25 protein-coding genes and 3 tRNA genes are annotated in these 21,015 nt (G+C 59.2%); 14 read left to right on the forward strand and 14 right to left on the reverse strand.

Going from position 1 to position 21,015, the window contains the following annotated elements:
* The first annotated feature begins 22 nt into the window (after window positions 1-22).
* On the forward strand, window positions 23-436 hold the full coding sequence (locus ACR0LL_RS00635; protein WP_480582952.1) for a c-type cytochrome: 414 nt from the start codon (window positions 23-25) through the stop codon (window positions 434-436).
* Here ACR0LL_RS00635 and ACR0LL_RS00640 read toward each other — a convergent pair.
* On the reverse strand, window positions 433-1,119 hold the full coding sequence (locus ACR0LL_RS00640; RefSeq protein WP_480582955.1) for a hypothetical protein: 687 nt from the start codon (window positions 1,117-1,119) through the stop codon (window positions 433-435). The genes ACR0LL_RS00635 and ACR0LL_RS00640 overlap by 4 nt on opposite strands.
* Window positions 1,120-1,161: 42 nt before the next feature.
* The gene (locus ACR0LL_RS00645; RefSeq protein WP_480582958.1) at window positions 1,162-1,824 is read right to left on the reverse strand and encodes a DNA-3-methyladenine glycosylase I; all 663 of its coding nucleotides are present in this window, start codon (window positions 1,822-1,824) and stop codon (window positions 1,162-1,164) included.
* Between the two features lie 419 nt (window positions 1,825-2,243).
* Here ACR0LL_RS00645 and ACR0LL_RS00650 point away from each other — a divergent pair, with 419 nt between their 5' ends.
* From ACR0LL_RS00650 to ACR0LL_RS00670, 5 genes are all read left to right on the forward strand, one after another.
* Window positions 2,244-3,194 carry an ABC transporter substrate-binding protein gene (locus tag ACR0LL_RS00650; protein ID WP_209504562.1) on the forward strand — a complete coding sequence of 317 codons (951 nt, stop codon included), beginning with the start codon at window positions 2,244-2,246 and terminating at the stop codon, window positions 3,192-3,194.
* Between the two features lie 10 nt (window positions 3,195-3,204).
* Complete coding sequence (locus ACR0LL_RS00655; RefSeq protein ID WP_480475875.1) at window positions 3,205-4,254, forward strand: quaternary amine ABC transporter ATP-binding protein; 1,050 nt, start codon at window positions 3,205-3,207, stop codon at window positions 4,252-4,254.
* Window positions 4,251-6,317, forward strand: a complete 2,067-nt coding sequence (locus tag ACR0LL_RS00660) for an ABC transporter permease (RefSeq protein ID WP_480582961.1) — start codon at window positions 4,251-4,253, stop codon at window positions 6,315-6,317. Before ACR0LL_RS00655 ends, ACR0LL_RS00660 begins: the two co-directional genes overlap by 4 nt.
* 105 nt (window positions 6,318-6,422) lie before the next feature.
* Window positions 6,423-7,088, forward strand: coding sequence for an NnrU family protein (locus tag ACR0LL_RS00665; RefSeq protein WP_480582964.1), 666 nt, complete (start codon window positions 6,423-6,425; stop codon window positions 7,086-7,088).
* Window positions 7,089-7,158: 70 nt separating this feature from the next.
* Window positions 7,159-7,680, forward strand: a complete 522-nt coding sequence (locus ACR0LL_RS00670; RefSeq protein WP_480582967.1) for a DUF2478 domain-containing protein — start codon at window positions 7,159-7,161, stop codon at window positions 7,678-7,680.
* Window positions 7,681-7,911: 231 nt separating this feature from the next.
* Here the strand turns inward: ACR0LL_RS00670 and ACR0LL_RS00675 are convergent.
* Window positions 7,912-7,995: transfer RNA gene (locus tag ACR0LL_RS00675), tRNA-Tyr, on the reverse strand.
* Window positions 7,996-8,111: 116 nt separating this feature from the next.
* Here ACR0LL_RS00675 and rlmB point away from each other — a divergent pair.
* The 4 genes from rlmB (at window position 8,112) to ACR0LL_RS00695 (ending at window position 10,403) form a co-directional block, all read left to right on the forward strand.
* Window positions 8,112-8,882, forward strand: coding sequence for a 23S rRNA (guanosine(2251)-2'-O)-methyltransferase RlmB (rlmB, locus tag ACR0LL_RS00680; RefSeq protein WP_480582970.1), 771 nt, complete (start codon window positions 8,112-8,114; stop codon window positions 8,880-8,882).
* Window positions 8,883-8,897: 15 nt separating this feature from the next.
* A complete protein-coding gene (locus ACR0LL_RS00685; RefSeq protein WP_480585222.1) occupies window positions 8,898-9,179 on the forward strand; it encodes a hypothetical protein in 282 nt (93 codons plus the stop codon).
* A 98-nt stretch (window positions 9,180-9,277) separates the two neighbouring features.
* Window positions 9,278-9,736: a YHS domain-containing (seleno)protein gene (locus tag ACR0LL_RS00690; protein ID WP_480582973.1), complete on the forward strand. Its 459-nt coding sequence runs from the start codon at window positions 9,278-9,280 to the stop codon at window positions 9,734-9,736.
* Between the two features lie 196 nt (window positions 9,737-9,932).
* Complete coding sequence (locus tag ACR0LL_RS00695) at window positions 9,933-10,403, forward strand: CoA-binding protein (protein ID WP_480582975.1); 471 nt, start codon at window positions 9,933-9,935, stop codon at window positions 10,401-10,403.
* Here ACR0LL_RS00695 and ACR0LL_RS00700 read toward each other — a convergent pair.
* From ACR0LL_RS00700 to hisF, 3 genes are all read right to left on the reverse strand, one after another.
* Complete coding sequence (locus ACR0LL_RS00700; protein WP_480582978.1) at window positions 10,400-10,972, reverse strand: hypothetical protein; 573 nt, start codon at window positions 10,970-10,972, stop codon at window positions 10,400-10,402. The two genes, ACR0LL_RS00695 and ACR0LL_RS00700, sit on opposite strands and share 4 nt — an antisense overlap.
* Before the next feature lie 69 nt (window positions 10,973-11,041).
* Complete coding sequence (locus ACR0LL_RS00705; RefSeq protein ID WP_480481906.1) at window positions 11,042-11,359, reverse strand: phosphoribosyl-ATP diphosphatase; 318 nt, start codon at window positions 11,357-11,359, stop codon at window positions 11,042-11,044.
* Entirely contained in the window at window positions 11,356-12,117 is a 762-nt protein-coding gene (gene hisF / locus ACR0LL_RS00710; RefSeq protein WP_480582981.1) for an imidazole glycerol phosphate synthase subunit HisF, read from the reverse strand. The genes ACR0LL_RS00705 and hisF overlap by 4 nt, the downstream gene beginning before the upstream one ends.
* A gap of 117 nt (window positions 12,118-12,234) precedes the next feature.
* Here hisF and ACR0LL_RS00715 point away from each other — a divergent pair, with 117 nt between their 5' ends.
* Window positions 12,235-12,681 carry a DUF302 domain-containing protein gene (locus ACR0LL_RS00715; RefSeq protein WP_267363290.1) on the forward strand — a complete coding sequence of 149 codons (447 nt, stop codon included), beginning with the start codon at window positions 12,235-12,237 and terminating at the stop codon, window positions 12,679-12,681.
* A 4-nt stretch (window positions 12,682-12,685) separates the two neighbouring features.
* On the opposite strand, the gene hisA is transcribed toward ACR0LL_RS00715, so the two are convergent.
* Complete coding sequence (hisA, locus tag ACR0LL_RS00720) at window positions 12,686-13,405, reverse strand: 1-(5-phosphoribosyl)-5-[(5-phosphoribosylamino)methylideneamino]imidazole-4-carboxamide isomerase (protein ID WP_480582984.1); 720 nt, start codon at window positions 13,403-13,405, stop codon at window positions 12,686-12,688.
* A 134-nt stretch (window positions 13,406-13,539) separates the two neighbouring features.
* Here hisA and ACR0LL_RS00725 point away from each other — a divergent pair, with 134 nt between their 5' ends.
* Window positions 13,540-13,941 carry a DUF2147 domain-containing protein gene (locus ACR0LL_RS00725; RefSeq protein WP_267363296.1) on the forward strand — a complete coding sequence of 134 codons (402 nt, stop codon included), beginning with the start codon at window positions 13,540-13,542 and terminating at the stop codon, window positions 13,939-13,941.
* Window positions 13,942-13,944: 3 nt separating this feature from the next.
* Here ACR0LL_RS00725 and hisH read toward each other — a convergent pair whose 3' ends face one another.
* Both hisH and hisB read right to left on the reverse strand, forming a co-directional pair.
* Window positions 13,945-14,583: an imidazole glycerol phosphate synthase subunit HisH gene (gene hisH, locus ACR0LL_RS00730; protein ID WP_480537406.1), complete on the reverse strand. Its 639-nt coding sequence runs from the start codon at window positions 14,581-14,583 to the stop codon at window positions 13,945-13,947.
* Window positions 14,584-15,171, reverse strand: a complete 588-nt coding sequence (gene hisB / locus ACR0LL_RS00735; protein ID WP_480582986.1) for an imidazoleglycerol-phosphate dehydratase HisB — start codon at window positions 15,169-15,171, stop codon at window positions 14,584-14,586.
* Between the two features lie 154 nt (window positions 15,172-15,325).
* Here hisB and ACR0LL_RS00740 point away from each other — a divergent pair, with 154 nt between their 5' ends.
* Window positions 15,326-15,565: an Lrp/AsnC family transcriptional regulator gene (locus ACR0LL_RS00740; protein WP_480482339.1), complete on the forward strand. Its 240-nt coding sequence runs from the start codon at window positions 15,326-15,328 to the stop codon at window positions 15,563-15,565.
* Here ACR0LL_RS00740 and ACR0LL_RS00745 read toward each other — a convergent pair.
* The 3 genes from ACR0LL_RS00745 to ACR0LL_RS00755 all read right to left on the reverse strand — a co-directional run bounded on the left by ACR0LL_RS00745 (window position 15,562) and on the right by ACR0LL_RS00755 (window position 16,696).
* Complete coding sequence (locus tag ACR0LL_RS00745; RefSeq protein WP_480582989.1) at window positions 15,562-16,491, reverse strand: GNAT family N-acetyltransferase; 930 nt, start codon at window positions 16,489-16,491, stop codon at window positions 15,562-15,564. The two genes, ACR0LL_RS00740 and ACR0LL_RS00745, sit on opposite strands and share 4 nt — an antisense overlap.
* Window positions 16,492-16,513: 22 nt before the next feature.
* Window positions 16,514-16,588, reverse strand: a tRNA-Gly gene (locus ACR0LL_RS00750).
* Between the two features lie 33 nt (window positions 16,589-16,621).
* Window positions 16,622-16,696: transfer RNA gene (locus ACR0LL_RS00755), tRNA-Gly, on the reverse strand.
* Between the two features lie 150 nt (window positions 16,697-16,846).
* Here ACR0LL_RS00755 and ACR0LL_RS00760 point away from each other — a divergent pair.
* Window positions 16,847-16,999: a hypothetical protein gene (locus ACR0LL_RS00760; protein ID WP_209597812.1), complete on the forward strand. Its 153-nt coding sequence runs from the start codon at window positions 16,847-16,849 to the stop codon at window positions 16,997-16,999.
* A 15-nt stretch (window positions 17,000-17,014) separates the two neighbouring features.
* Here ACR0LL_RS00760 and ACR0LL_RS00765 read toward each other — a convergent pair whose 3' ends face one another.
* Both ACR0LL_RS00765 and ACR0LL_RS00770 read right to left on the reverse strand, forming a co-directional pair.
* Window positions 17,015-17,398, reverse strand: a complete 384-nt coding sequence (locus tag ACR0LL_RS00765) for an MAPEG family protein (protein ID WP_480582992.1) — start codon at window positions 17,396-17,398, stop codon at window positions 17,015-17,017.
* 78 nt (window positions 17,399-17,476) lie between these two features.
* Window positions 17,477-20,914, reverse strand: a complete 3,438-nt coding sequence (locus ACR0LL_RS00770; protein WP_480582995.1) for a pyruvate carboxylase — start codon at window positions 20,912-20,914, stop codon at window positions 17,477-17,479.
* Between the last annotated feature and the right edge of the window lie 101 nt (window positions 20,915-21,015).

The raw sequence follows: 21,015 nt of genomic DNA on the forward strand, positions 1-21,015 counted from the left end.
TCAATTGTGACAGGAGGATACGATGTTCAAGGCAACGATCGGTATGCTGGTTCTCGGGGTTTCGGCTGCTGCCGCACAGGCTGCTTGGGCGCAGGATGCCGTGACCGGAGAGGAACTCTATTTGCATTACTGCGCGACCTGTCACGGGATTGACGCAACCGGGCAGGGGCCGATGGCCAGTGTGCTGGTTGTTCAGCCGTCCGATCTGACCGCATTGTCCAGCGAAAGCGGGGTGTTCCCGACCGCCCGCGTTGTCGCCCGCATCGACGGCAGGGACCCGCTGGTCAGCCATGGCAGCCCGATGCCGGTCTATGGCCCTTATTTCGACGGGCAGGACACATCCATGAAAACACCGGAAGGTCAGCCGATCCTGACCAGCCAGCCGATCGTTGATCTGGTGGCATATCTGGAAACCCTGCAGCGCGCCCGGAACTAACTGCAAATCCCCTCGATCCTGGCTTCGCTCCACGGGATCAGGACCGGGCGCTCGCGCCCCTGTTCCGGCAGGGGCGACAGATCAAAATGGGCACCCAGCATGTCATGAAGTCTTTTAGTGCGCTTGGCCTGAGGGGCCAGCGCGCGACAGCACACGTATTCCTCGACGATCGCGCCCTGCTGTTCGAACCCGTAGGTCAGAAAATCCGGAGAAGTTTCGAGATCGAACAGATACGGATCCCTTCGGCCCCCATGTTCCGCCGCAGCGCGCAGGGGGTGGTAACCCGTGGTCCGGCGATTCTGCCATTGCCAGACATGCGTCAGCTCATGGGCCAAAAGCATCGCGGCCAGCAGGTTCATCTGATCCGGAAAGTCGGACATATAGTCCTCCAGATACCAGTCGCGGGCAAAGTAGACTTTGTTGAACAGGGCCACGGCGGCAGGTTTGCCCGTCACCGGCCCGGGGTCCACCGGGGGCAGAATGCGCTCGCGGCAGGCCAGTCGCGGGCGTTTTTCGCGGAAATACGTCACGTTTGCCACCGGGGCACCTTCGACCAGACGGATGTGATCCAGATTCAGGGTTCCCCCCTGAATGGTTTCCGCAAAACCGCGCTCCTGTTCGGTCAACTGACGACCGCAGGCGGCCAGCAACAAAAGAGAAGCAAAGAATATACGCAGAACCATAAGTTGAATCTTATTCCGCTGCGGGTATTCCGCAAACCGTTTTCACAGACTCATGGCCAGAACCCGGCTGATTTCCGTAAGTGATCGCCCGGACTGACCCATCCATGTATTAAAGGCGTTCTGAACCGCCTCCATCGCTTTCTTCGAGGTGGCAGGCTTGTCGATCACACCTTCGGCAATCAGGCGGGCGGTGACATCCTGGGACAGAATGAAGCTGTCCCGCCCGGCAAACCGCATCGCGTACTGTGCCGAAGCGCCGCCCAGTCGGGCCCCGCGTTTGGCCAACATGGCCAGAAGATTGACGTAGTCATCAGATGGCCAGCCGCCCAGCACTTTACCCACGCCGCCTTCCTCGCGCAGCTCAAGCAGGAACGCAGCGTTATCCCGTACAGCCGCGATCTTGGTTCCATTCCTGACGATGCGCGTATCCTGCAACAGGGTGTCAAACTTCTCATCATCCATGAACGCGCATCGCCCCACGTCGAACCTGTCAAAGGCTGTTTCGAACCCGTCCCATTTGTTTTCGATGACTTTCCAGTTGAAACCGGCCTGAAAGATGCATTTCGTGATGATCGACAGCCAGCGGTCCTCGGGTATCGCTGCCAGTTCCTCAGGGGATTTCGGTTTGCTCAGTTTTGCGTCCAGCGCTTCTGGCCCGCCGTGGCGCGCGGCTGCGATTTCAAAGATTTCGTCAAACGTTCGCATCTGTCTAACCTTGATGTTGCCCGACAATGAATGTTTGTCTTTTGTTCTTGTTTGGCAATGAAAAATATGACCGATTCCAGATTTGAGGCAGTGCCCGGAATAATCGAATTCGCAGAAAAATGCGGATTTTTGAAAGAAGTTCTCGACAAAAGGTGGCAAAATGTTTTCTGATTGACTCGTCAGTCAATGTCCCGTCTTAGCGAAATGAAACAAGGGCTAGCCGGGTTGGATGCGTAAAGGGAGCCGGGAGGGGGGAAACAATCTGGCACAAAGATCTTTTCCTCAATTTGGAAACGGATCACTGTTCTTTTCCAGCCAAATTTGTGCATGCTGCGGCATGGCATTGTCATCAGACAGAAAGACCGGCGGGAAAATCCTTGCCGGGATGGGCAAAACAAATATCACAGGGAGTTAAGTCCATGAAAAAACTAAGTGTAAGCCTAATGGCTCTGAGCGTTGCAGGCGCGGCGCAGGCGGCGGATATGGGCGCCGTGGATGAACCGATCAAACTGGCGATCAACGAATGGACCGGCCAGCACGTCACCACGCATGTGGCGGGTGAGATGCTCAAGGCAGCCGGGTACAACGTCGAATATGTGACCGCTGGCATGATGAACCAGTTCCAGGCGCTGGCCGATGGCGACATCGACGCGACACTGGAAATCTGGTCTTCCAACGTTTCCGATGAATACGCCAAGAAAATCGGTGAAGGCACTGTGGTCGAAATCGGTGATCTGGGTCTGGATGCCAAGGAAGGCATCGCATACCCGGCGCATGTGGCCGATCTGTGCCCGGGCCTGCCCGCATGGGAAGCGCTGAAAGATTGTGCACAGGTCTTTGCGACGGCGGAAACTCTGCCCGGTGGTCGTCTGGTCGATTACCCGGCCGATTGGGGTACTCCGGGCGCGGATCGCATGACCGGTCTGGAATTGCCGTTCAAAGCCGTACCAGCAGGGTCCGAAGGGGCGCTGATCGCGGAATTGCGCGCTTCGACCGAACGCAAATCGCCACTGCTGATCACCTTCTGGCAGCCGCATTGGGCGATGTCGGCCTATGACGTTCAGTTCGTTGAACTGCCCGCCGGTGAAGAGGCGTGCTTCAGTGATCCGGCCTGGGGCCCGAACCCGAACGCTGTCAATGACTGCGACTTCTCTCCCTCGCGCATCTTCAAAGCCGGCTGGAGCGGTATGGAAGAGAAATGGCCGGCAGCCTTTGAAATCCTGACCAACTATCAGCTGGCTGTTGAAGACCAGCAGCCGATGATGGGCGCGATCGACGTTGACGGCGGAAAGGTCGAAGAAGTTGTCGCCGCATGGATGGCTGAAAACGAAGGCAAATGGCGTCCGGTTGTAGACGCGGCAACCCAGTGAGCCCGCGTAAGTGACGGACACGACTATGCCAGCCATCGCCTGCCGGAATCTCTGGCAGGTGTTTGGCCCCGGCGCTGACAAAGCCCTGACCGACGCGCTGTCTCGGTCAGGGAATGACGCAGACAAGGCTGCCGCCGCCCTTCGGGAACAGGGGCTGATCCCCGCCGTTCAGGATGCCAATTTCGAAGTTCAGGAGGGCGAGCTTTTCGTCATCATGGGCCTGTCGGGCTCGGGCAAATCCACGCTGATCCGCTGCATTTCGCAGCTGCTACCCGGCACGGGCGGTGAGATTCGGGTGGACGGCGAAAATGTCATCGGAGCCTCGAAGAAGGCCCTGACCGAGTTGCGCCGCAAAAAACTGGGCATGGTGTTCCAGCATTTCGGCCTGTTCCCGCATATGACCGTTTCCGAAAACGTGGCCTATCCGCTGCGGGTGCAGGGTGTGGGCAAGAAGGAACGGCTGGCGCGCGCACAGGAGGTGATCTCACTGGTCGGTCTGGAAGGGCGCGAAGACAGCTTTCCGCGCCAGCTTTCAGGTGGCCAACGCCAACGTGTGGGTATTGCCCGCAGCCTCGCCGTAAATCCCGATATCTGGTTTCTGGATGAACCGTTCTCGGCCCTCGACCCATTGATCCGCCGCCAGTTGCAGGATGAATTCCTGCGCATTCAGGCGACGCTGAAGAAATCCATCGTCTTCATCACCCATGACATTCAAGAGGCGCTGAAGCTGGCCGACCGCATTGCAATCATGCGCGACGGCAAGATTGTTCAGATCGGAACGCCCACAGATATCGTGTTGCGCCCGGTGGATGATTACGTGCGCGAATTCTCGAAGGATGTCGCCAAAGGTCAGCACGCCAAGGTCGCCTCGGTCATGCGGAGCGAGGCGGAATGTGGCCCGGATGATCCCGGCCTCACCACCTCGATGACGCTGGACGCAGCCCTTGCGCATTGCATGGAGCTGTATGAACCCGTGCCCGTACGGGATGAGGCAGGCAATGTCGTCGGCACGGTGCATCCGTCCGATCTGGCCGCAGCTCTTCAGGTGGACGAGACATGACCGCCACAACCGACCTCCCGACACGGCGCAGTGCGCAGTTGACGGCAGGTGCGAAGGCCGCCCTGATAACGGTTATCGTCGGTGCAGTTTGCCTTGCGCTCGAGGGTTTCGCCCCGTGGCTGGTCAAATGGCCCGCCGCGTGGGAACTGCCTGCAACCCAATGGGTTGGCGCGTTTCTGGACTGGTTTCTGAACCTGATCAAACCGGCAATGCGGCTGTTTTCGGACCTGATGACCCACCCAATGAACTGGGCGAATTTCGTGCTGGGCAAAACGCCATGGCCTATCCTGATCGGGATTGTGACTGCGTTGGGCTGGTATCTGGGCGGCTTGTCCATGGCCGCACTTGGCTTTCTGGGCCTCAGCTTTGTTTTGGCCTCGGGCTATTGGGCCGAAAGCATGAATACGCTGGCGCTTGTCGCCGTGTCTGTCCCTGTGGCGCTGGTCATTGGGGGCGGCATCGGCATCCTCGCCAACGAAGTGCCAAAGGTGAAATCCTTTGTGCAGGCTGTGCTGGACATAATGCAGACGGTGCCAACCTTCGCTTATCTGACACCGCTGCTGCTGCTTTTTGGCTTTGGCCCTGTTGTCGGTCTGATCGCTTCGGCCATCTATGCAGCACCTCCAATGGCGCGCAATGTGATGCTGGGATTGGAACGGGTAGAGCCCGAGATCAAAGAGGCGGCCATCATGTCCGGCGGCACTCGGTTCCAGCAACTGTTCCAGGTCGAAATCCCTGCCGCCACCACTCAGATTATGGTCGGTGTGAACCAATGCCTGATGGCTGCTCTGTCGATGGTTATCATCGCCGCCGTCATCGGCGGGTTCAACGATATCGGCTGGGAGGTTCTGCTGACCATGCGCAAGGCGCAGTTCGGCGAGTCGCTGATGGCGGGTCTGGTTATCGTGGTCTTTGCCGTGGTGATCGACCGGATGAGCGGCACTTTGGCGACCGAGCGTAAACGCTATGACAGCCGTGTTGTCTGGGCGATGCTGGGCTTTGCTGTTGTCTTCACGGCGGCCTTCTGGGCGTGGTTGCCAAACCCTGCGGAGCTGACCCTGCTGGACCCGATGGCCGAAGCCGTGGACAGCGGCCTGACCGCATTCACGCAGGCCAACGGCCAGTGGCTGGACGCCCTGAAGAACAACTCGCTGTTCTATATTCTGCTGCCGCTGCGGATCGGGCTGGATCAGGCGGTGCTGCCCTTCACATGGGGTTTCCAGTGGACGTCGAGCATGAGCTTTGGCCTGTTCGCGGCCGGTGCCGGGATTGCGCTTTTCATGGCGTGGCGCGGACGGCTGACTGGCGGGCTGGTCGTTCTGATTCTGATTGGAATGCTGGAAACCGGTATCGCGAACCTGCCGTGGCCCTTTGTCCTGACTGGCGCTGCCGCGCTGGGCTGGGTCGCCGGGGGCTGGCGTCTGGCCGCGCTCTGCGTGGGGCTGCTCTGCACCATCCTCGTTTCGGGCCTGTGGGAAAGGGCGCTGCTGTCGCTTTATCTCAGCGGTGCAGCGGTGTTTACCTGCGCTTTGGCGGGTGGGCTGATCGGCCTTGCCAGCGCGGTATGGCAGCCTGTGTGGAACGTGGTTCGACCGATCTGTGACATGTTGCAGACGATCCCCCTTTTCGTGTTCCTGATCCCGGTGCTGATGGTGTTCCAGATTGGCGAGTTCTCGGCCTTTCTGGCCATCTGTGCCTATGCGATTGTCCCGATGATCCGCTACACGCGGCACGGGCTGGTCAATACACCGGATGAGATGATGGAGGCCGCAATTTCAAGCGGTGCGACCGAGTGGCAGATCATGCGCGATGTGCGGGCGCCTTATGCGGCCCCGACCATCCTGCTGGGGCTGAACCAGACCATCCTTTATGCCTTTGCCATGCTGGTCATCGCGGCGCTGATCGGGACCACCGGTCTGGGCCAGTCGATCTATCTGGCGCTGGGTCAGGCGGATGTGGGGCTTGGTATTTCGGCCGGGGCCGCGATGGCGATTCTGGCACTGATTGCTGACCGCATCGTGCAGGGCTTTGCCGAAGAACGCCGCGCGGCGCTTGGGCTGTAATACAGGCAGGGGCGGCGTATCCGCCCCTGCGGCCCAACTTGATTTCGGGCAAGGAAGTCGCTGCCCTCTCACTCTAGACCGACCCCAACACGTTTGGAGAATATCATGACCGGTTGGGGACTATTTCTTGCAGCACTCATCGCTTTCCTACTCAGCCATGCAATTCCTGTACGGCCCACCGTGCGGGGATGGCTGATCGGCACGCTCGGGCGCCGGGGGTATTTCGCGGCCTATTCACTTCTGTCGCTGGCCGTGCTGGCCTGGCTGATTGTCGCCGCTGCAAACGCCCCCTATGTCGAGGTCATCCCGCCGTTCGCAGTCTTGCGCTGGGTGCCAATACTGATCATGCCCGTGGTGTGCTGGCTGGCTGTGGCCGGGCTTGCGATCCAGAACCCGTTTTCTTTCGGTGGGATGGGCAAAAGGCCTTTTGACCCCGAACACCCCGGTATTCTGCGCTCCACCCGCCACCCGATCCTAGCCGCGCTGCTATTGTGGTCCTTGGCGCATCTTCTGGCCAATGGAAGCCTGTCACATGTGATCCTGTTCGGCCTGTTTGCCGGATTTTCTGTTATGGGCATGGCCCTGATCGACAGGCGTAAATCGCGTGAGATGGGTTTTGAATGGGTCCGGTTGTCGCGAAATACGGCGCGGTTCTCACTGCGCTTACCGCGTCCATGGCCACGCCCTTGGATCTGGCTAACCGCACTGGCCGCTTACGCGGTTCTTTTTCACCTGCACGCACCTGTGATCGGTCTGTCGCCGCTGCCTTGACTGGGGGAGTGGTCGGGCAGCACCTTGCGTGCTATTTGAAACGTCACAATCGATTTACAAGAGGTCCAAGATGCATCTGGCCTATGTCACCACCACCGACCGCGGCGCGACGGATCGCCTGCTCAGCGCTGTTGCTGAACGTCTGCTGGCGTCTGGCGCGAAACTGGCCGGTGTCGTGCAAACGAACACGGAATGTACCGACAGCAGCAAGTGCGACATGGATGTCCGCGTGTTGCCGGATGGTGAAACCATCCGAATCTCACAATCACTGGGCACCCAGTCGCGCGGCTGCCGTCTGGACCCGGCAGCGCTGGAACAGGCGGTGGGGTATGTGACCGCCTCGCTTGCGAACGCACCGGACCTGCTGATTATCAACAAATTCGGCAAACATGAATCCGATGGGCGCGGTTTTCGCCCCGTAATCGGCGAAGCACTGGCGCTGGATATTCCGGTGCTGGTCGGCGTGAACGGGCTGAACGCCGAAAAGTTCAACACCTTCGCCGAAGGTGCGGCCGAAGAGCTGCCTGCGGATTTGGACGACATCGTAGGCTGGTTCAACCGCATAGCGCAGATGCGCCCGGCTGCGGAATAGGTGCGCAATCGACTGGCGCGTTGATCTGAACGTCATGACATGCGGTGGCGAAGACCACGCGGCACCCTTCGTTCACAATCCGGTCGCGTTAGTGCCGGTTTAAGATGTGTAAAACGGATCAGGTCTGCCGCATCTGAGAATGACGGCAGACCAACAGCAATAACACAGCTGACAGACAATAACGCAGTGCGGACTACACGTCCTGGCCATCTTCGAAATATGTTGGAAAGATGGTGGGCGACCCTGGAATCGAACCAGGCGTGCGTCTCCGCGAGGGAGTTACAGTCCCCTGCCACACCTTGCGGCCTGTCGCCCACTGTCAGGCGTTGCACCTGACGTGGAGGCGTGATTACTAGCGCACCAAAGGAGCGTCAACAGGAAAATTTCCCTTTGGCGCAGGAAACCGAATTCCCGGCCCGGAGGCCCTTGAAATGAAGAAACCCAAATGGGTCGTCGAAAAGGAACAGGCGCGCAAAGCTGCTGCTGCGGAAACAGTCTGGCTGTTTGGCCTGCACGCGGTTCGCGATGCGCTGATGAACCCGAAACGGCAAAAACTACGCCTGATGGTGACGCGGAATGCGTGTGACAAACTGGCGGAAGCTATTGAATTTGCGGGGATCGAGGCCGAGATGGTCGACCCGCGCAAGTTTTCTGCGCCCATCGATTCTGGATCCGTGCACCAGGGCGCAGCGCTGGAGGTCAAGCCGTTGGAATGGGGCAGTCTGGCAGATAACTGCATCGGTCGCGAAAACCCTCGCGTCATTCTGCTGGACCGGGTCACCGACCCGCACAATGTCGGGGCGATTCTGCGCTCGGCCGAAGTTCTGGGGGCCAGTGCTGTGATCGGCACACGCCACCATTCCGCGCCCGAGACCGGGGCACTGGCAAAAACCGCCAGCGGTGCGCTTGAGCGGCAGCCTTATCTGCGGGTGCGCAACCTTGCGGACGCGATTGTCGAGCTTCAGGGCATGGGCTTTCTGGTCCTTGGGCTGGACGGAGAAGCCGACATGACAATCGAAGGTGCGCTAAGCGATGGCCGTGACCGCCCTGTCGCGCTTGTGCTGGGCGCGGAAGGTCCGGGCTTGCGGCAGAAGACAAAGGAAACCGTGGATCAGTTGGTTAAAATTGACGCAGCCGGGGGATTTGGCTCGCTGAACGTCTCAAATGCTGCGGCAATCGCCTTATATGCATCGCGACCCTGAGCAAAGGAGAGCTTCATTCCCGGTCCTGCCAAAATCGCGACCTGCTGCTATTGCGGCACCCGGGCTGCCTTGATCCTGAAAGGCAAGGAACGGCACGAGCTGAGCTGTTCCAGTTGTGGCGCACCTTTGCATGATCTGAAGATGCTGCCCGCGCGGAAAGTACACAAACCCGAACCGCTGCGCGTAGCTGCGTCTCATGCTGCCCCTCGGAAAGCAAAGCGCAAAAAGAGGAAGAAGACCATGCTTGCGCGCGTGTTCGACGAAGCATGGGACGTGATCGAAGACATCTTTGACTAAGTTTCAACTGGCGAACACTCGTTCACATCCGCGTCAACAGGGGTTCCGAAAAGCGCGAAAAGTTGCATGTTGATAGTCTTGAATATGCAGATTCCCAAATGACGATGCTGAACCGACGTACTCTTCTTTGCTCGCTGAGCACTGTGTTGCTGGCTCCTGCCGTGTTTGCGCAGGACAACCCCGTGTACTACGCCACTGACGGTGTGGCGTTGGCGGGGTATGATCCCGTGTCCTATTTTGACAGCGACGCGCCTTCAAAAGGGGCACCCGAAAACGCGGTCATGTGGAAGGGCGCCCGGTGGCATTTCAAATCGCAGACAAATCGCGAGCTCTTTGAAGGCAACCCGCGCGCCTTTGCGCCGCAGTTCGGTGGTTATTGCTCATATGCCATGGCGAAGGGAGTACTGAAAAGCACGGATCCCAAGGCGTGGCAGGTGGTCGATGGGCGCCTTTACCTGACGCATTCGCCCGAGGTCGAGGAAATCTGGCAGCAGGATCGGGCAGGGTACATTGCGATGGCCGAGGAAAACTGGCCCGCAATTCTCTACGGAAAATAGGCAGGGTTCAGCTAATTGTGAAAAGTCATCACAAAAATGCTCTACCCCTCTTTTTTTTAACGGATCCATGCTTAAATGTCACAGTGACCGCGGAACGGAACTGCCGCGGGTCATTTCACTGTCCCTCGTTCCAACAACTGGCGCCCAAGCTTTCTTGGGCGCTTTTTTCTTTTTGGAACCCTGTTAAGGATAGGGCATGCCAGACTATTCCGATCAGTACCTTAAGGCCATTTTGCAACGCACCAAGACGGTGGCCGTTGTCGGCGTTTCCATGAACCCGGTGCGACCCAGCTATTACGTGGCGCGCTATTTGTCGCTGAAAGGGTTCAAGGTGATTCCCGTCAATCCGGGCCACGCGGGCAAAGACCTGTTTGGTCAGACGGTTCGCGGCAGTCTGTCAGAGATCTCCGAGCCTGTGGACATGGTAGACATTTTCCGGCGGTCCGAGGCCGTGCCACCCATTGTGGATGAGGCGCTGGATGCTTTCCCGTCGCTCGGTACGATCTGGATGCAGATTGGCGTGGAACACCCTGAAGCGGCGGCAAAGGCCCAGGCCCGTGGCGTGGATGTGGTGATGAACCGTTGCCCAAAGATCGAATATCAGCGCCTGTTTGGCGAATTGCGCATGGGCGGATTTTCGACCGGGATCATCTCGTCCAAGCTTTAGGGTTTGGCGGGGACGTAAGGTTTCAGACGGGCGACCTGTTCCTTCCGCCGCTTTTCCAGCACCACGTCGCGCGGAACCCAGTCATACCGGGTATCCTCGACCAGCGGAGACCAGAACAACACGCCGCCATAACGCCACGGGTCCAATACGACACCGTCATACAGCGTCGCACCTTTACGGCTGATGATTGCGGTGCTGTGGTCGATCCGCGTCGGGTTGTCCGCGTTTGCAATGGCACGGTGCAGCTCCAGTGTCCGGAAGTTTTCCTGTTTCAGCCGCCGCTCGATATCCTCGGCCCAATGCCAGCACAGCCCACGCGGGCGCAGCCCCTTGTTGACCTTCATGTTATGGATCAGGGGCGGGTCTGTGATCTGGTATTCCTCGACCAGCTGAGCGGTATAGGCGTAAGCAATTCCCGCTGCGCGTCGGGCCTCCTCAGGGTCGATATCCGGGCCAAGGCCCTGAATCTCCGTGGCGAGCCGCTGCACCTCATCCCCGGTCGAGCGCGGCGGCGCGGCGCAGCCAGCGACGATGGCAAGGGTTGCCACAAGCATCAAAATTCGGATCATAACGCGCCTTCGCCCTGACAGTCTGGCATCCGAGTATAACGGCCCAGGAGCCAGTGCGGAACCCGGACGTTACCCTTTGGGGCGGGCAGCTTTTTCGGCGATACCGCTGGTGCCCTGACGGCGGTCCAGCTCGGCCAGAACATCATCCAGCGCCACGTCCCGCGCGGCCAGCATGACCAGAAGGTGATACAACACGTCCGCCGCTTCCGAGGTCAGCTTAACCTGATCCCCTTTTACGGCTTCGATGATGGCCTCTATGGCCTCTTCACCGAATTTCTCGGCGCATTTCTCAGGGCCTTTCGCAAGCAGCTTGGCCGTCCAGCTGCTTTCGGGATCAGCCCCCTTGCGTGCCTCGATCGTGGCGGCCAGATCGTGCAAGATGCTCATGTTAGCCTCATGGGGATGCCAGCTGCGGCCATATGTTGCTTGGCCTCGCGGATGGTGTATTCGCCGAAATGGAAAATCGATGCCGCCAACACGGCGCTTGCACCGCCCTTGGTGACGCCCTCGACCAGATGGTCCAAAGTACCAACACCGCCCGAGGCGATCACGGGCACATCCACGGCGTCGGAAATGGCGCGGGTCAGTGGCAGGTTGAACCCGGATTTGGTGCCGTCGCGGTCCATCGAGGTCAGCAGGATTTCACCGGCCCCCTTGGAGACCACGGTTCTTGCAAAGGCAACCGCGTCAATGCCGGTGGGTTTGCGCCCACCATGGGTAAAGATCTCCCACTTGCCGGGGCTGACGGTCTTGGCGTCGATGGCGCAGACAATGCACTGACTGCCGAACTGATCTGCCGCTTCGGCAATCACATCCGGATTGGCAACCGCGGCCGAGTTGAAGCTGACCTTGTCCGCCCCTGCTAGCAGCAAGGCGCGCACATCGTCTTTTGTTCGCACCCCACCGCCCACGGTCAGTGGCACGAAACACTGTTCCGCCGTACGCTGCACCACATCGAACATGGTGCCGCGATTCTCATGGGTCGCGTGAATGTCGAGAAAGCAGATCTCGTCCGCTCCGGCAGCATCATAGGCCTTGGCCGATTCCACCGGGTCGCCCGCATCGCGCAGGCCCACGAAATTTACGCCTTTGACCACTCGGCCATCGGCAACATCAAGGCAGGGAATGATCCGGGTTTTCAGCATAGGATATCCTTTATGGGCGCACCTCTAGCGGCAAAGCCCTGCCGATGCCAGACTTGTGATTGTGAGAGGTCTCAATTCTGTGAAAACTGGGGTGAATTTCACAGAAGGAATATTGATATGCGTAGACTGATACTGGCTTGTGTTTTTTCAATCGGAGGCGCGCTGACCGCAATGGCAGATGATCTGATCAAGGTTCAAACCGACAAATCCGTGGCCGAGGCGCTGGACGCGCTGGAAGCCGCCGTCGGAAATGCAGGCGCAACCGTGTTTGCCCGCATCGACCACGCGGCCGGGGCGGAAAAGATCGGTACGTCCATTCCTGCCAATCAGGTGCTGATCTTCGGCAACCCGGCGCTGGGTACGCCAGCCATGCAGATCGACCCGCGCGCCGGGCTGTTTCTGCCTCTCAAGGTGCAGGCGTACGAAGACTCCAATGGCCAGGTCTGGCTGATCTATGAAGACCCGAAAGAGACATTGGACGACCTGAACGATGTCGACAAATCACCGGTCATCGAAAAGATGCGCGGTGCACTGGCCAAGCTGACCGCCGCAGCCGCGCAATAACCGATCACGACAGGGCGCGGATGGCCTCGGCCAGGTCAATTGCGCCATCATAAAGCGCCCGGCCTGAAATCGCGCCGTTCAGCGCAACGCCGCAATCGCGAAGGGCGATCAGGTCGTCCAGTGAACTGACACCGCCCGAGGCGATCACAGGGATGGAAACGGCCTGTGCCAGGGCAGCGGTCGCTTCGATGTTCGGGCCCTGCATGGCACCGTCGCGATTGATATCGGTGTAGATGATTGCCGCAACGCCCGCGTTTTCGAAACTACGGGCCAGATCGGTGACCTGAACATTGGTCTCTTCGGCCCAGCCCTTGGTGGCCACCATGCCATTGCGTGCGTCGATGCCGACAGCGACCTTGCCGGGAAAGGCTTTGGCTGCTTCGCGCACCAGATCTGGATTTTCGACAGCGACAGTGCCCAAAATGACCCGCGCCAGCCCCTTCTCGATCCATGTTTCGATCGTGGCCATGTCGCGGATGCCACCACCCAGTTGCGCAGGCACCTTGCACGCTTTCAGAATTGCCTCAACCGGTGCTGCGTTGACCGGCTCGCCTGCGAATGCACCGTTCAGGTCGACCAGATGCAGCCATTCGCACCCCGCCTCGACAAAGGCACGGGCCTGAGCGGCCGGGTCTTCGTTGAACACGGTGGCCTTGTCCATTTCACCACGCAGCAGGCGTACGGCCTGGCCGTCTTTGAGGTCGATGGCGGGGTAGAGGATCATGTCGGGCAGCCCTATATCACTGTTACACGCGCGGGATATCGCACAAGCAGGGCAGGGGATGCAACGCGACGCTGGGTCATTCTTGCCCGCCGCCCATTAGCGGGTCAGACTGCCCACAAAACAGGGAGAAAATCATGAAGACTTCTACTCTTTCAGCGGGCCTGATGCTGCTTGCTACAGCTGCTTTTGCAGACGATCCGGTTGACGGCCTGTGGAAAACCGCGCCGGGCGACACGGGTGGCTATCTGCATGTGACGATTTCCGAATGCGGCAGTGCGATCTGCGGCACCATCGACAGCGCGTTCGACGCGGATGGCAACCAGCAGCTGGAATATGAGAACCTTGGCAAAAAGATCATCTGGGACATGGTCCCCGAAGGGGGCGGCAGCTATGACAGCGGTAAGATCTGGGCCCCCGACCGGGACAAAACCTACAACTCGAAAATGTCTCTGGACGGCCAGAATGCGCTGACCGTCAAGGGCTGCGTGGCGGGCGGCCTGATCTGCCGCGGGCAAACCTGGACACGGGTTCAGTAAGCCTCAGGGCTTCCAGGTCAGGAAGTTGCCCAGCATACGCAGGCCAACATCCTGGCTTTTCTCGGGGTGAAACTGCATCCCAACCATCGTGTCGCGGCCAATCACGGCCGTGACGTCCTGCCCGTATTCCACATAAGCCAATCGCTGCGCCGGGTCGGACACGCGAAAATGGTAGGAATGGACGAAATAGGTGTGATCGCCTGATTTCACCCCGGCAAAGATCGGGTGATCGCTTTCCAGAACCAGATCGTTCCAGCCCATATGCGGCACTTTCAAAGCGGCATCTGACGGTTCGATTCGAACAACATCGCCTGCCACCCAGCCCAGACCATCGGTCTCGGTGTATTCATGGCCTTTGGTTGCCATCAGTTGCATGCCAACGCAGATGCCCAGAAACGGGCGGCCCTTCTGTTCGACCGCTTCGACCATCGCGTCATAAATACCCTTGTGGCCGCGCAGCTCGGCGGCACAGGCCGGGAAGGCACCATCTCCGGGCAGAACCAGTCGGTCCGCACGCGCAACCACATCCGCGTCCGAGGTGACAACAACGTCACCAGCGCCGACTTCTTGCGCCATGCGCTGAAACGCCTTTTCCGCTGAATGCAGATTGCCGCTTTCGTAATCAATTATGGCGGTGAGCATTTACAGCGCGCCCTTGGTCGACGGAATCGCATCCGCCTTGCGCGGATCGGTTTCGACGGCGTCGCGCAACGCGCGCGCAACAGCCTTGAACGCGGCCTCGGCGATGTGGTGACTGTTGAAGCCGTGCAACTGGTCGATATGCAGGGTGATGCCGCCATGGGTGCTGAGCGCCTGAAAAAACTCGCGCACCAGTTCTGTGTCGAACGTACCGATCTTTTGCGTCGGCAGATCGACATTCCAGATCAGGAACGGGCGGCCCGAAAGGTCCAGCGAACAGCGTACCTGCGCGTCATCCATCGGCAGATGGCACTCGCCATAGCGACGAATGCCCTTTTTGTCGCCCAGGGCCTGTGTCAAAGCCTGACCCAGCGCGATGCCGGTATCCTCGACCGTGTGGTGATCGTCGATGTGATAGTCACCCTTGGCGCGGATTGTCATATCGATCAACGAGTGGCGCGCCAGCTGGTCCAGCATATGGTCAAAGAACCCGACGCCGGTCTGATTGTCATATGTACCGGTGCCATCCAGATTGACCGAGACCGAAATTTCGGTTTCGGCAGTCTTGCGGCTGATCGAAGCGGTGCGCATGGGCAAATTCCTTTTGCTACAGGCGCGCTTATAGACGGGGTGGGGTGGGTTGATCCAGACCATGCGTTGCAATCGCTGCAAACTGTTGCAAGGGATTGCACCCGGCCCGGCACCATGTCAGCTTGCAGACAACATGAACCAACAGGGCCAAGCCATGTCCACCTGCGTATTCATCCAGATCCGCTGCAAACCCGGCACCACCTACAAGGTGGCCGAGGAAATCGCCCTGCGCGAAATACACTCAGAGCTTTATTCCACCAGCGGTGAATTTGATCTGATGCTCAAGCTCTACATCCCCGAAACCGAGGATGTGGGCCATTTCATCAACGAGCACCTGCTGGTGATTCCCAATATCGAACGCTCGCTGACGACGATGACGTTCAAGGCGTTTTAACCCAGTTCAAAGGTGGTCACGCCAAAGATGCGGCTCAGGTCGATATCCGGCTGATCGCCGGAATACATCCGGGCGGTTTCGAACACTTTCGTAAGACCCAGCGCATCCGCCAAAGCAAAAGCAGCCGCGTTGGGCTGTGGCATGTCGATGAAAACCGCTTGGTCGCTGGCTGTTGCTGATACGGCAGTCAAAAGACTGGCAAGCAGGCCCCGTGCGACACCGGCGTCATCTGCGAAAAGCGGCCCGATCTTGTACCCTGTCTTACACGGTCTCAAGGTGGCATATCCCCTGATCTGCTCCTCCACTGTACACACCCGTGAGATATGATTCGGCGCACTCAGCCAACCTGTTAGAAACGCGTCGCGCTGCGCAGGGAAGAGTTGCCGGTCATAGGCGAACAGCTCCGGCGATGGCTGACTGAGCGGGCTGATTGATGCGTCATCGCTCTGCCCTAGAGTGTCGAGAATGCCTCTGACAGTGCCGGTGAAGCGGTAATTGTTATAGGCAAAGGTGAAACCAGACTTGCGGTAATTGTGTTGCTGATCAACGACCCCGTCGAGCCCGATATTGCGCCCGGTTCGTTGCGCCAAAGCCTGATGCCAGATTTTCAGCCCGTAACCCGACCCCCGAAATTCCGGACGTACAATGTAAAATCCCAGAAACGAAAACGCATCACCATAGTCCACCACAGACACTGATGCGATCATCTCATCGTCCAGAAACCCGCCCAGAAACCCGTTGGGGTCGGTGCCGTAGAAACAGGCGGCGTCGTGGTGGCCGGGGTTCCAGCCCTCTTGGCCTGCCCAGGCGACAGCGGTCTGCATTTCATCCGCAGTCAGGGGGCGAATGACATAGTCGGACATAAGCATTTCCCGTGCGTGATTGAAACCACAGCCACAATGGCGCAATGCCAACGAAAGAACCATATGTTTGGGAAAACTTGGTATCTGGAGCGGGCGAGGCGATTCGAACGCCCGACCCTAACCTTGGCAAGGTTATGCTCTACCCCTGAGCTACGCCCGCATCAGATACATATGTGGTCCGAAGACCTCTCAATGGAGCGGGCGAGGCGATTCGAACGCCCGACCCTAACCTTGGCAAGGTTATGCTCTACCCCTGAGCTACGCCCGCGCCGTTGAGTGAGGAGGGATGTATAAATTCCCACGCGGGGCTGCAAGCGGAAAAACACAAAAAGCGGGAAAAATCTTTTCGACGGAATCCGGCCCGTGGCCCGTTCAACCCGTAATGCAAATCAACGAAACACAGGCAGGAGGTGCCGTCATGATATCCGTTGCAGACCTGAAGATCGTGATGCTTGCCGCGATGATTCTGATCGGCGCTGCCATCCTGAAACCGGACCGGCATGAACATGACCGGTTCACACCGGTTCTGCTGGGCGCGCCGCAGATCGAAACAACCGTTCTGGCAGGGTAACACCCGCCAGACGGCCTAAAGCGCCAGAATCAGGTTTGCGAAGGCCGCACCCAGAATGGCGAGGAATGTCAGGCTCATCCCGACCTGCCGTAGGATGACGATCTGTGGCGTCCGTCCAAATCCGTACGCGTGCAAAAGACGCCCCGCCAGCAACATCAGCCCCAGCAGATGGACCAAAACCCCTGCCGCGCCCTGCAACTCGACCATAGCAATCAGCAACAGGGAAATCGGGGCGTATTCGGCGCAGTTCGAGTGTGTCCGTATCGCCTTGATCATCAGCTTGCTGCCACCATCCCCGACCGAGATTCTGTCGCTGCGCCGTTGCAGGATCACTTTGACGCTGAGTGTGACGTAGAGAAGTGCGACCAAGGCCGCATAGATCGGGGTGATTGCAAGCATAATGGGTCTCCGCTCAATCATAGAAAAAGGCCGTGCGGTCTCCCACACGGCCTGATGAACATTAGTTTGTTTTATGGCTTATTCCAGTTCGATCAGAAGGTCCTTTGCGTCAATCTGGCCGCCGGGCTGGATATGCACGGCTTTGACGGTCGCATCACGCTCGGCATGGATACCTGTTTCCATCTTCATTGCCTCGATGGTCAGCAGCATGTCGCCTTCCTTGACCTGCTGGCCCGCGGTCACAGTGACTGTGGCCACAACACCGGGCATCGGCGCACCGACATGATCGGGGTTGCCGACCTCGGCCTTGGGGCGCACCTGAGTGGTTGATGTGACCATCCGGTTCGGCACCCGGATCACACGCGGCTGGCCGTTGAGTTCGAAGAACACTTTGACCTCGCCTTTTTCATCCGTCTCGCCGATGGCCTGACACCGGATTTCCAGCGTCTTGCCGGGGTCGATCTCGGCCGTGATCTCTTCGCCGGGCTCCATGCCGTAAAAGAAGGTGCGCGTGGGCAGGGTGCGGACCGGGCCGTAAATCCGGTGACGGCCCATGTAATCCAGAAACACCTTGGGATACATCAGGTACCCGTTCAGATCCTCGTCATCGACCTCTTTGCCCTCAAGCTGCTTGGACAGCTCGGCGCGGGTGGCCTCAAGATCGACGGCAGGCACATCCTTGCCGGGTCTCTGCGTGTTGGGGGCCTCGTCCTTCAGCACCTTCTTGATGATGGTGTTCGGGAAGCCGCCAGGAGGCTGACCCAGATTGCCGCGCATCATGTCGACGACCGAGTCGGGGAAGGCCACATCTGTCGCCGGATCCTCGACCTGCTCGCGGGTCAGGCCCTGACTGACCATCATCAGCGCCATATCGCCAACAACCTTCGACGAGGGCGTTACCTTTACGATATCGCCGAACATCTGGTTTACATCGGCGTACATCTGCGCGACCTCGTGCCAGCGCTCTTCCAGACCCAGACTGCGCGCCTGCGCCTTGAGGTTGGTGAACTGACCACCCGGCATCTCGTGCAGATACACCTCGGACGCCGGGGCCTGAAGGCTTGATTCGAAGGCCGCATACTGTCCGCGCACGGCCTCGAAGTAATCGCTGATCTCGCGGATCGCCTTGATGTCCAGCCCGGTGTCACGGTCAGTATGGCGCAGCGCCTCGACCACGGTGCCCAGCGTTGCCTGAGACGTGTTGCCGCTGAAGCTGTCCATCGCGCAATCCACCGCGTCCACGCCCGCCTCAGAGGCGGCAAGGATGGTCGCGCTGGCGATACCGGCCGTGTCATGGGTGTGGAAGTGGATCGGCAGTCCAACCTCTTCCTTCAGCGCCCGGATCAGAATCTTGGCCGAGGCAGGTTTCAACAGGCCCGCCATATCCTTCAGACCCAGAACATGCGCGCCTGCGTCGCGCAACTCCTTGGCCATTCCGACATAGTATTTCAGGTTATATTTGGCGCGGTCAGGGTCTAGAATATCGCCAGTGTAACAAACGGTACCCTCGCAGATCTTGCCGCTGTCGATTACAGCATCCATCGCAACGCGCATGTTCTCGACCCAGTTCAGCGAGTCGAAGACGCGGAAGACGTCGATGTTCTTCGATGCCTGGCGCACGAACTCCTGCACCACGTTGTCGGGATAATTGGTGTACCCAACCCCGTTCGCGCCCCGCAGCAGCATCTGTGTCATCAGGTTCGGCATCGCCTCGCGCAGGTCGCGCAGACGCTGCCATGGGCATTCCTGCAGGAACCGGTAGGCCACGTCGAACGTCGCACCGCCCCAGCACTCGACCGAGAACAGCTGCGGCAGGTTCGCGGCATAAGTTGGCGCCACCTTGATCATGTCGATCGACCGCATCCGGGTCGCTAACAGCGACTGGTGCCCGTCGCGCATGGTGGTGTCGGTGATCAGCAGCTGCCGCTGCGCTTTCATCCAGTCCGCCACGGCCTGCGGGCCTTTCTGCTCCAGCAGGTTGCGCGTGCCCATCCGCGGCTCAGCCTTCTGCGCGGGGGGCTTGGCGACTTTCAGGTCGGCGCGCGGCTCGGGGCGGTCCTTGGTTTCTGGATGACCATTCACCGTGATATCGGCGATATAGGTCAGAACCTTGGTGCCCCGGTCGCGGCGGCGCTTGAAGGCAAACAGATCCGGCGTCGTGTCGATGAATTTGGTGGTGTATTCATTCGACAGGAAAGTCGGGTGCTTCAGCAGGTTGATGACGAAGTCGATATTGGTGCTGACGCCCCGAATACGGAACTCGCGCAGGGCGCGGTCCATCCGGCTGATCGCCTTCTCGGGCGTTGGCGCCCAGGCGGTGACCTTTGTCAGCAGCGAGTCGTAATACCGCGTAATGACACCGCCCGCATAGGCCGTGCCGCCATCCAGACGAATGCCCATGCCTGTGGCCGAGCGATAAGCGGTGATCCGGCCATAGTCGGGGATGAAGTTGTTCTGCGGGTCTTCTGTGGTGATCCGTGTTTGCAGCGCGTGACCGTTCAGATGCACCTCGGCCTGGCTGGCGGCGCCGGTGGCTTCGGCCAACGTTTTGCCCTCGGCGATCAGGATCTGCGCCTGAACGATGTCGATGCCGGTGACCTCTTCGGTGACCGTGTGTTCGACCTGTACGCGGGGGTTTACCTCGATGAAGTAGAACTTGCCCGTCTCCATATCCATCAGGAACTCGACAGTGCCCGCGCATTCGTAATTCACATGGGCGCAGATCTTGCGGCCCAGTTCGCAAATCTCGGCGCGCTGTTCTTCGCTCAGGTAAGGGGCAGGGGCACGTTCGACGACCTTCTGGTTCCGGCGCTGGACCGAACAGTCGCGTTCATAAAGGTGATAAATCTCACCATGCTTGTCGCCCAGAATCTGCACCTCGACATGGCGGGCACGGGTGATCATCTTTTCCAGATAGCCTTCGCCATTGCCAAAGGCGGCCTCAGCCTCGCGGCGGCCTTCCAGAACCTTTTCTTCCAGCTCATCCTCCGACTGGATCGGGCGCATCCCGCGCCCGCCGCCACCCCAGGACGCCTTGAGCATCAGCGGGTATCCGATCTCGGCGGCCTCCTTGCGGATCGCGTCCATGTCATCACCCAGAACTTCGGTGGCTGGAATGACAGGCACACCGGCCGCGATGGCCACGCGCCGCGCGCTGGCCTTGTCGCCCAATGCGCGCATGGTCTCGGCCCGGGGGCCGATGAAGGTGATGCCGTTCTTGACACAGGCATCCACGAAATCCGGGTTTTCAGACAGCAGGCCATAGCCCGGATGGATCGCGTCCGCGCCGCAATGCTTGGCCACGCGGATGATCTCGTCAATCGACAGATACGCCGCGACCGGACCCATGCCCTCGCCAATCTGATAGGCCTCATCCGCCTTGAACCGGTGCAGGCCCAGTTTGTCTTCTTCAGCGTAAACAGCGACGGTGCGTTTGCCCATCTCGTTTGCTGCGCGCATGACGCGGATGGCAATCTCGCCGCGATTGGCGATCAGGATCTTGTTGAAGTCTGTCATATCAGGTCCCGGTCTTTGGTGTTTGGGCGTCTTATTGGGCGGAGAATACGCACAGGTACATCCGTTCTTCTGGGTAGAACCGGCATGTTATCGCTCGCAAA

It is taken from the genome of Ruegeria sp. AI2 (assembly GCF_056541275.1).

What these genes read in the sequence shown, in the direction of transcription:
- ACR0LL_RS00635 (WP_480582952.1), top strand. Translation starts at nt 23, where the DNA reads ATGTTCAAGGCAACGATCGGTATGCTGGTTCTCGGGGTTTCGGCTGCT.
- ACR0LL_RS00640 (WP_480582955.1), bottom strand. Translation starts at nt 1,119, where the DNA reads ATGGTTCTGCGTATATTCTTTGCTTCTCTTTTGTTGCTGGCCGCCTGC.
- ACR0LL_RS00645 (WP_480582958.1), bottom strand. Translation starts at nt 1,824, where the DNA reads ATGCGAACGTTTGACGAAATCTTTGAAATCGCAGCCGCGCGCCACGGC.
- ACR0LL_RS00650 (WP_209504562.1), top strand. Translation starts at nt 2,244, where the DNA reads ATGAAAAAACTAAGTGTAAGCCTAATGGCTCTGAGCGTTGCAGGCGCG.
- ACR0LL_RS00660 (WP_480582961.1), top strand. Translation starts at nt 4,251, where the DNA reads ATGACCGCCACAACCGACCTCCCGACACGGCGCAGTGCGCAGTTGACG.
- ACR0LL_RS00665 (WP_480582964.1), top strand. Translation starts at nt 6,423, where the DNA reads ATGACCGGTTGGGGACTATTTCTTGCAGCACTCATCGCTTTCCTACTC.
- ACR0LL_RS00670 (WP_480582967.1), top strand. Translation starts at nt 7,159, where the DNA reads ATGCATCTGGCCTATGTCACCACCACCGACCGCGGCGCGACGGATCGC.
- rlmB (WP_480582970.1), top strand. Translation starts at nt 8,112, where the DNA reads ATGAAGAAACCCAAATGGGTCGTCGAAAAGGAACAGGCGCGCAAAGCT.
- ACR0LL_RS00690 (WP_480582973.1), top strand. Translation starts at nt 9,278, where the DNA reads ATGACGATGCTGAACCGACGTACTCTTCTTTGCTCGCTGAGCACTGTG.
- ACR0LL_RS00695 (WP_480582975.1), top strand. Translation starts at nt 9,933, where the DNA reads ATGCCAGACTATTCCGATCAGTACCTTAAGGCCATTTTGCAACGCACC.
- ACR0LL_RS00700 (WP_480582978.1), bottom strand. Translation starts at nt 10,972, where the DNA reads ATGATCCGAATTTTGATGCTTGTGGCAACCCTTGCCATCGTCGCTGGC.
- ACR0LL_RS00705 (WP_480481906.1), bottom strand. Translation starts at nt 11,359, where the DNA reads ATGAGCATCTTGCACGATCTGGCCGCCACGATCGAGGCACGCAAGGGG.
- hisF (WP_480582981.1), bottom strand. Translation starts at nt 12,117, where the DNA reads ATGCTGAAAACCCGGATCATTCCCTGCCTTGATGTTGCCGATGGCCGA.
- ACR0LL_RS00715 (WP_267363290.1), top strand. Translation starts at nt 12,235, where the DNA reads ATGCGTAGACTGATACTGGCTTGTGTTTTTTCAATCGGAGGCGCGCTG.
- hisA (WP_480582984.1), bottom strand. Translation starts at nt 13,405, where the DNA reads ATGATCCTCTACCCCGCCATCGACCTCAAAGACGGCCAGGCCGTACGC.
- ACR0LL_RS00725 (WP_267363296.1), top strand. Translation starts at nt 13,540, where the DNA reads ATGAAGACTTCTACTCTTTCAGCGGGCCTGATGCTGCTTGCTACAGCT.
- hisH (WP_480537406.1), bottom strand. Translation starts at nt 14,583, where the DNA reads ATGCTCACCGCCATAATTGATTACGAAAGCGGCAATCTGCATTCAGCG.
- hisB (WP_480582986.1), bottom strand. Translation starts at nt 15,171, where the DNA reads ATGCGCACCGCTTCGATCAGCCGCAAGACTGCCGAAACCGAAATTTCG.
- ACR0LL_RS00740 (WP_480482339.1), top strand. Translation starts at nt 15,326, where the DNA reads ATGTCCACCTGCGTATTCATCCAGATCCGCTGCAAACCCGGCACCACC.
- ACR0LL_RS00745 (WP_480582989.1), bottom strand. Translation starts at nt 16,491, where the DNA reads ATGGTTCTTTCGTTGGCATTGCGCCATTGTGGCTGTGGTTTCAATCAC.
- ACR0LL_RS00760 (WP_209597812.1), top strand. Translation starts at nt 16,847, where the DNA reads ATGATATCCGTTGCAGACCTGAAGATCGTGATGCTTGCCGCGATGATT.
- ACR0LL_RS00765 (WP_480582992.1), bottom strand. Translation starts at nt 17,398, where the DNA reads ATGCTTGCAATCACCCCGATCTATGCGGCCTTGGTCGCACTTCTCTAC.
- ACR0LL_RS00770 (WP_480582995.1), bottom strand. Translation starts at nt 20,914, where the DNA reads ATGACAGACTTCAACAAGATCCTGATCGCCAATCGCGGCGAGATTGCC.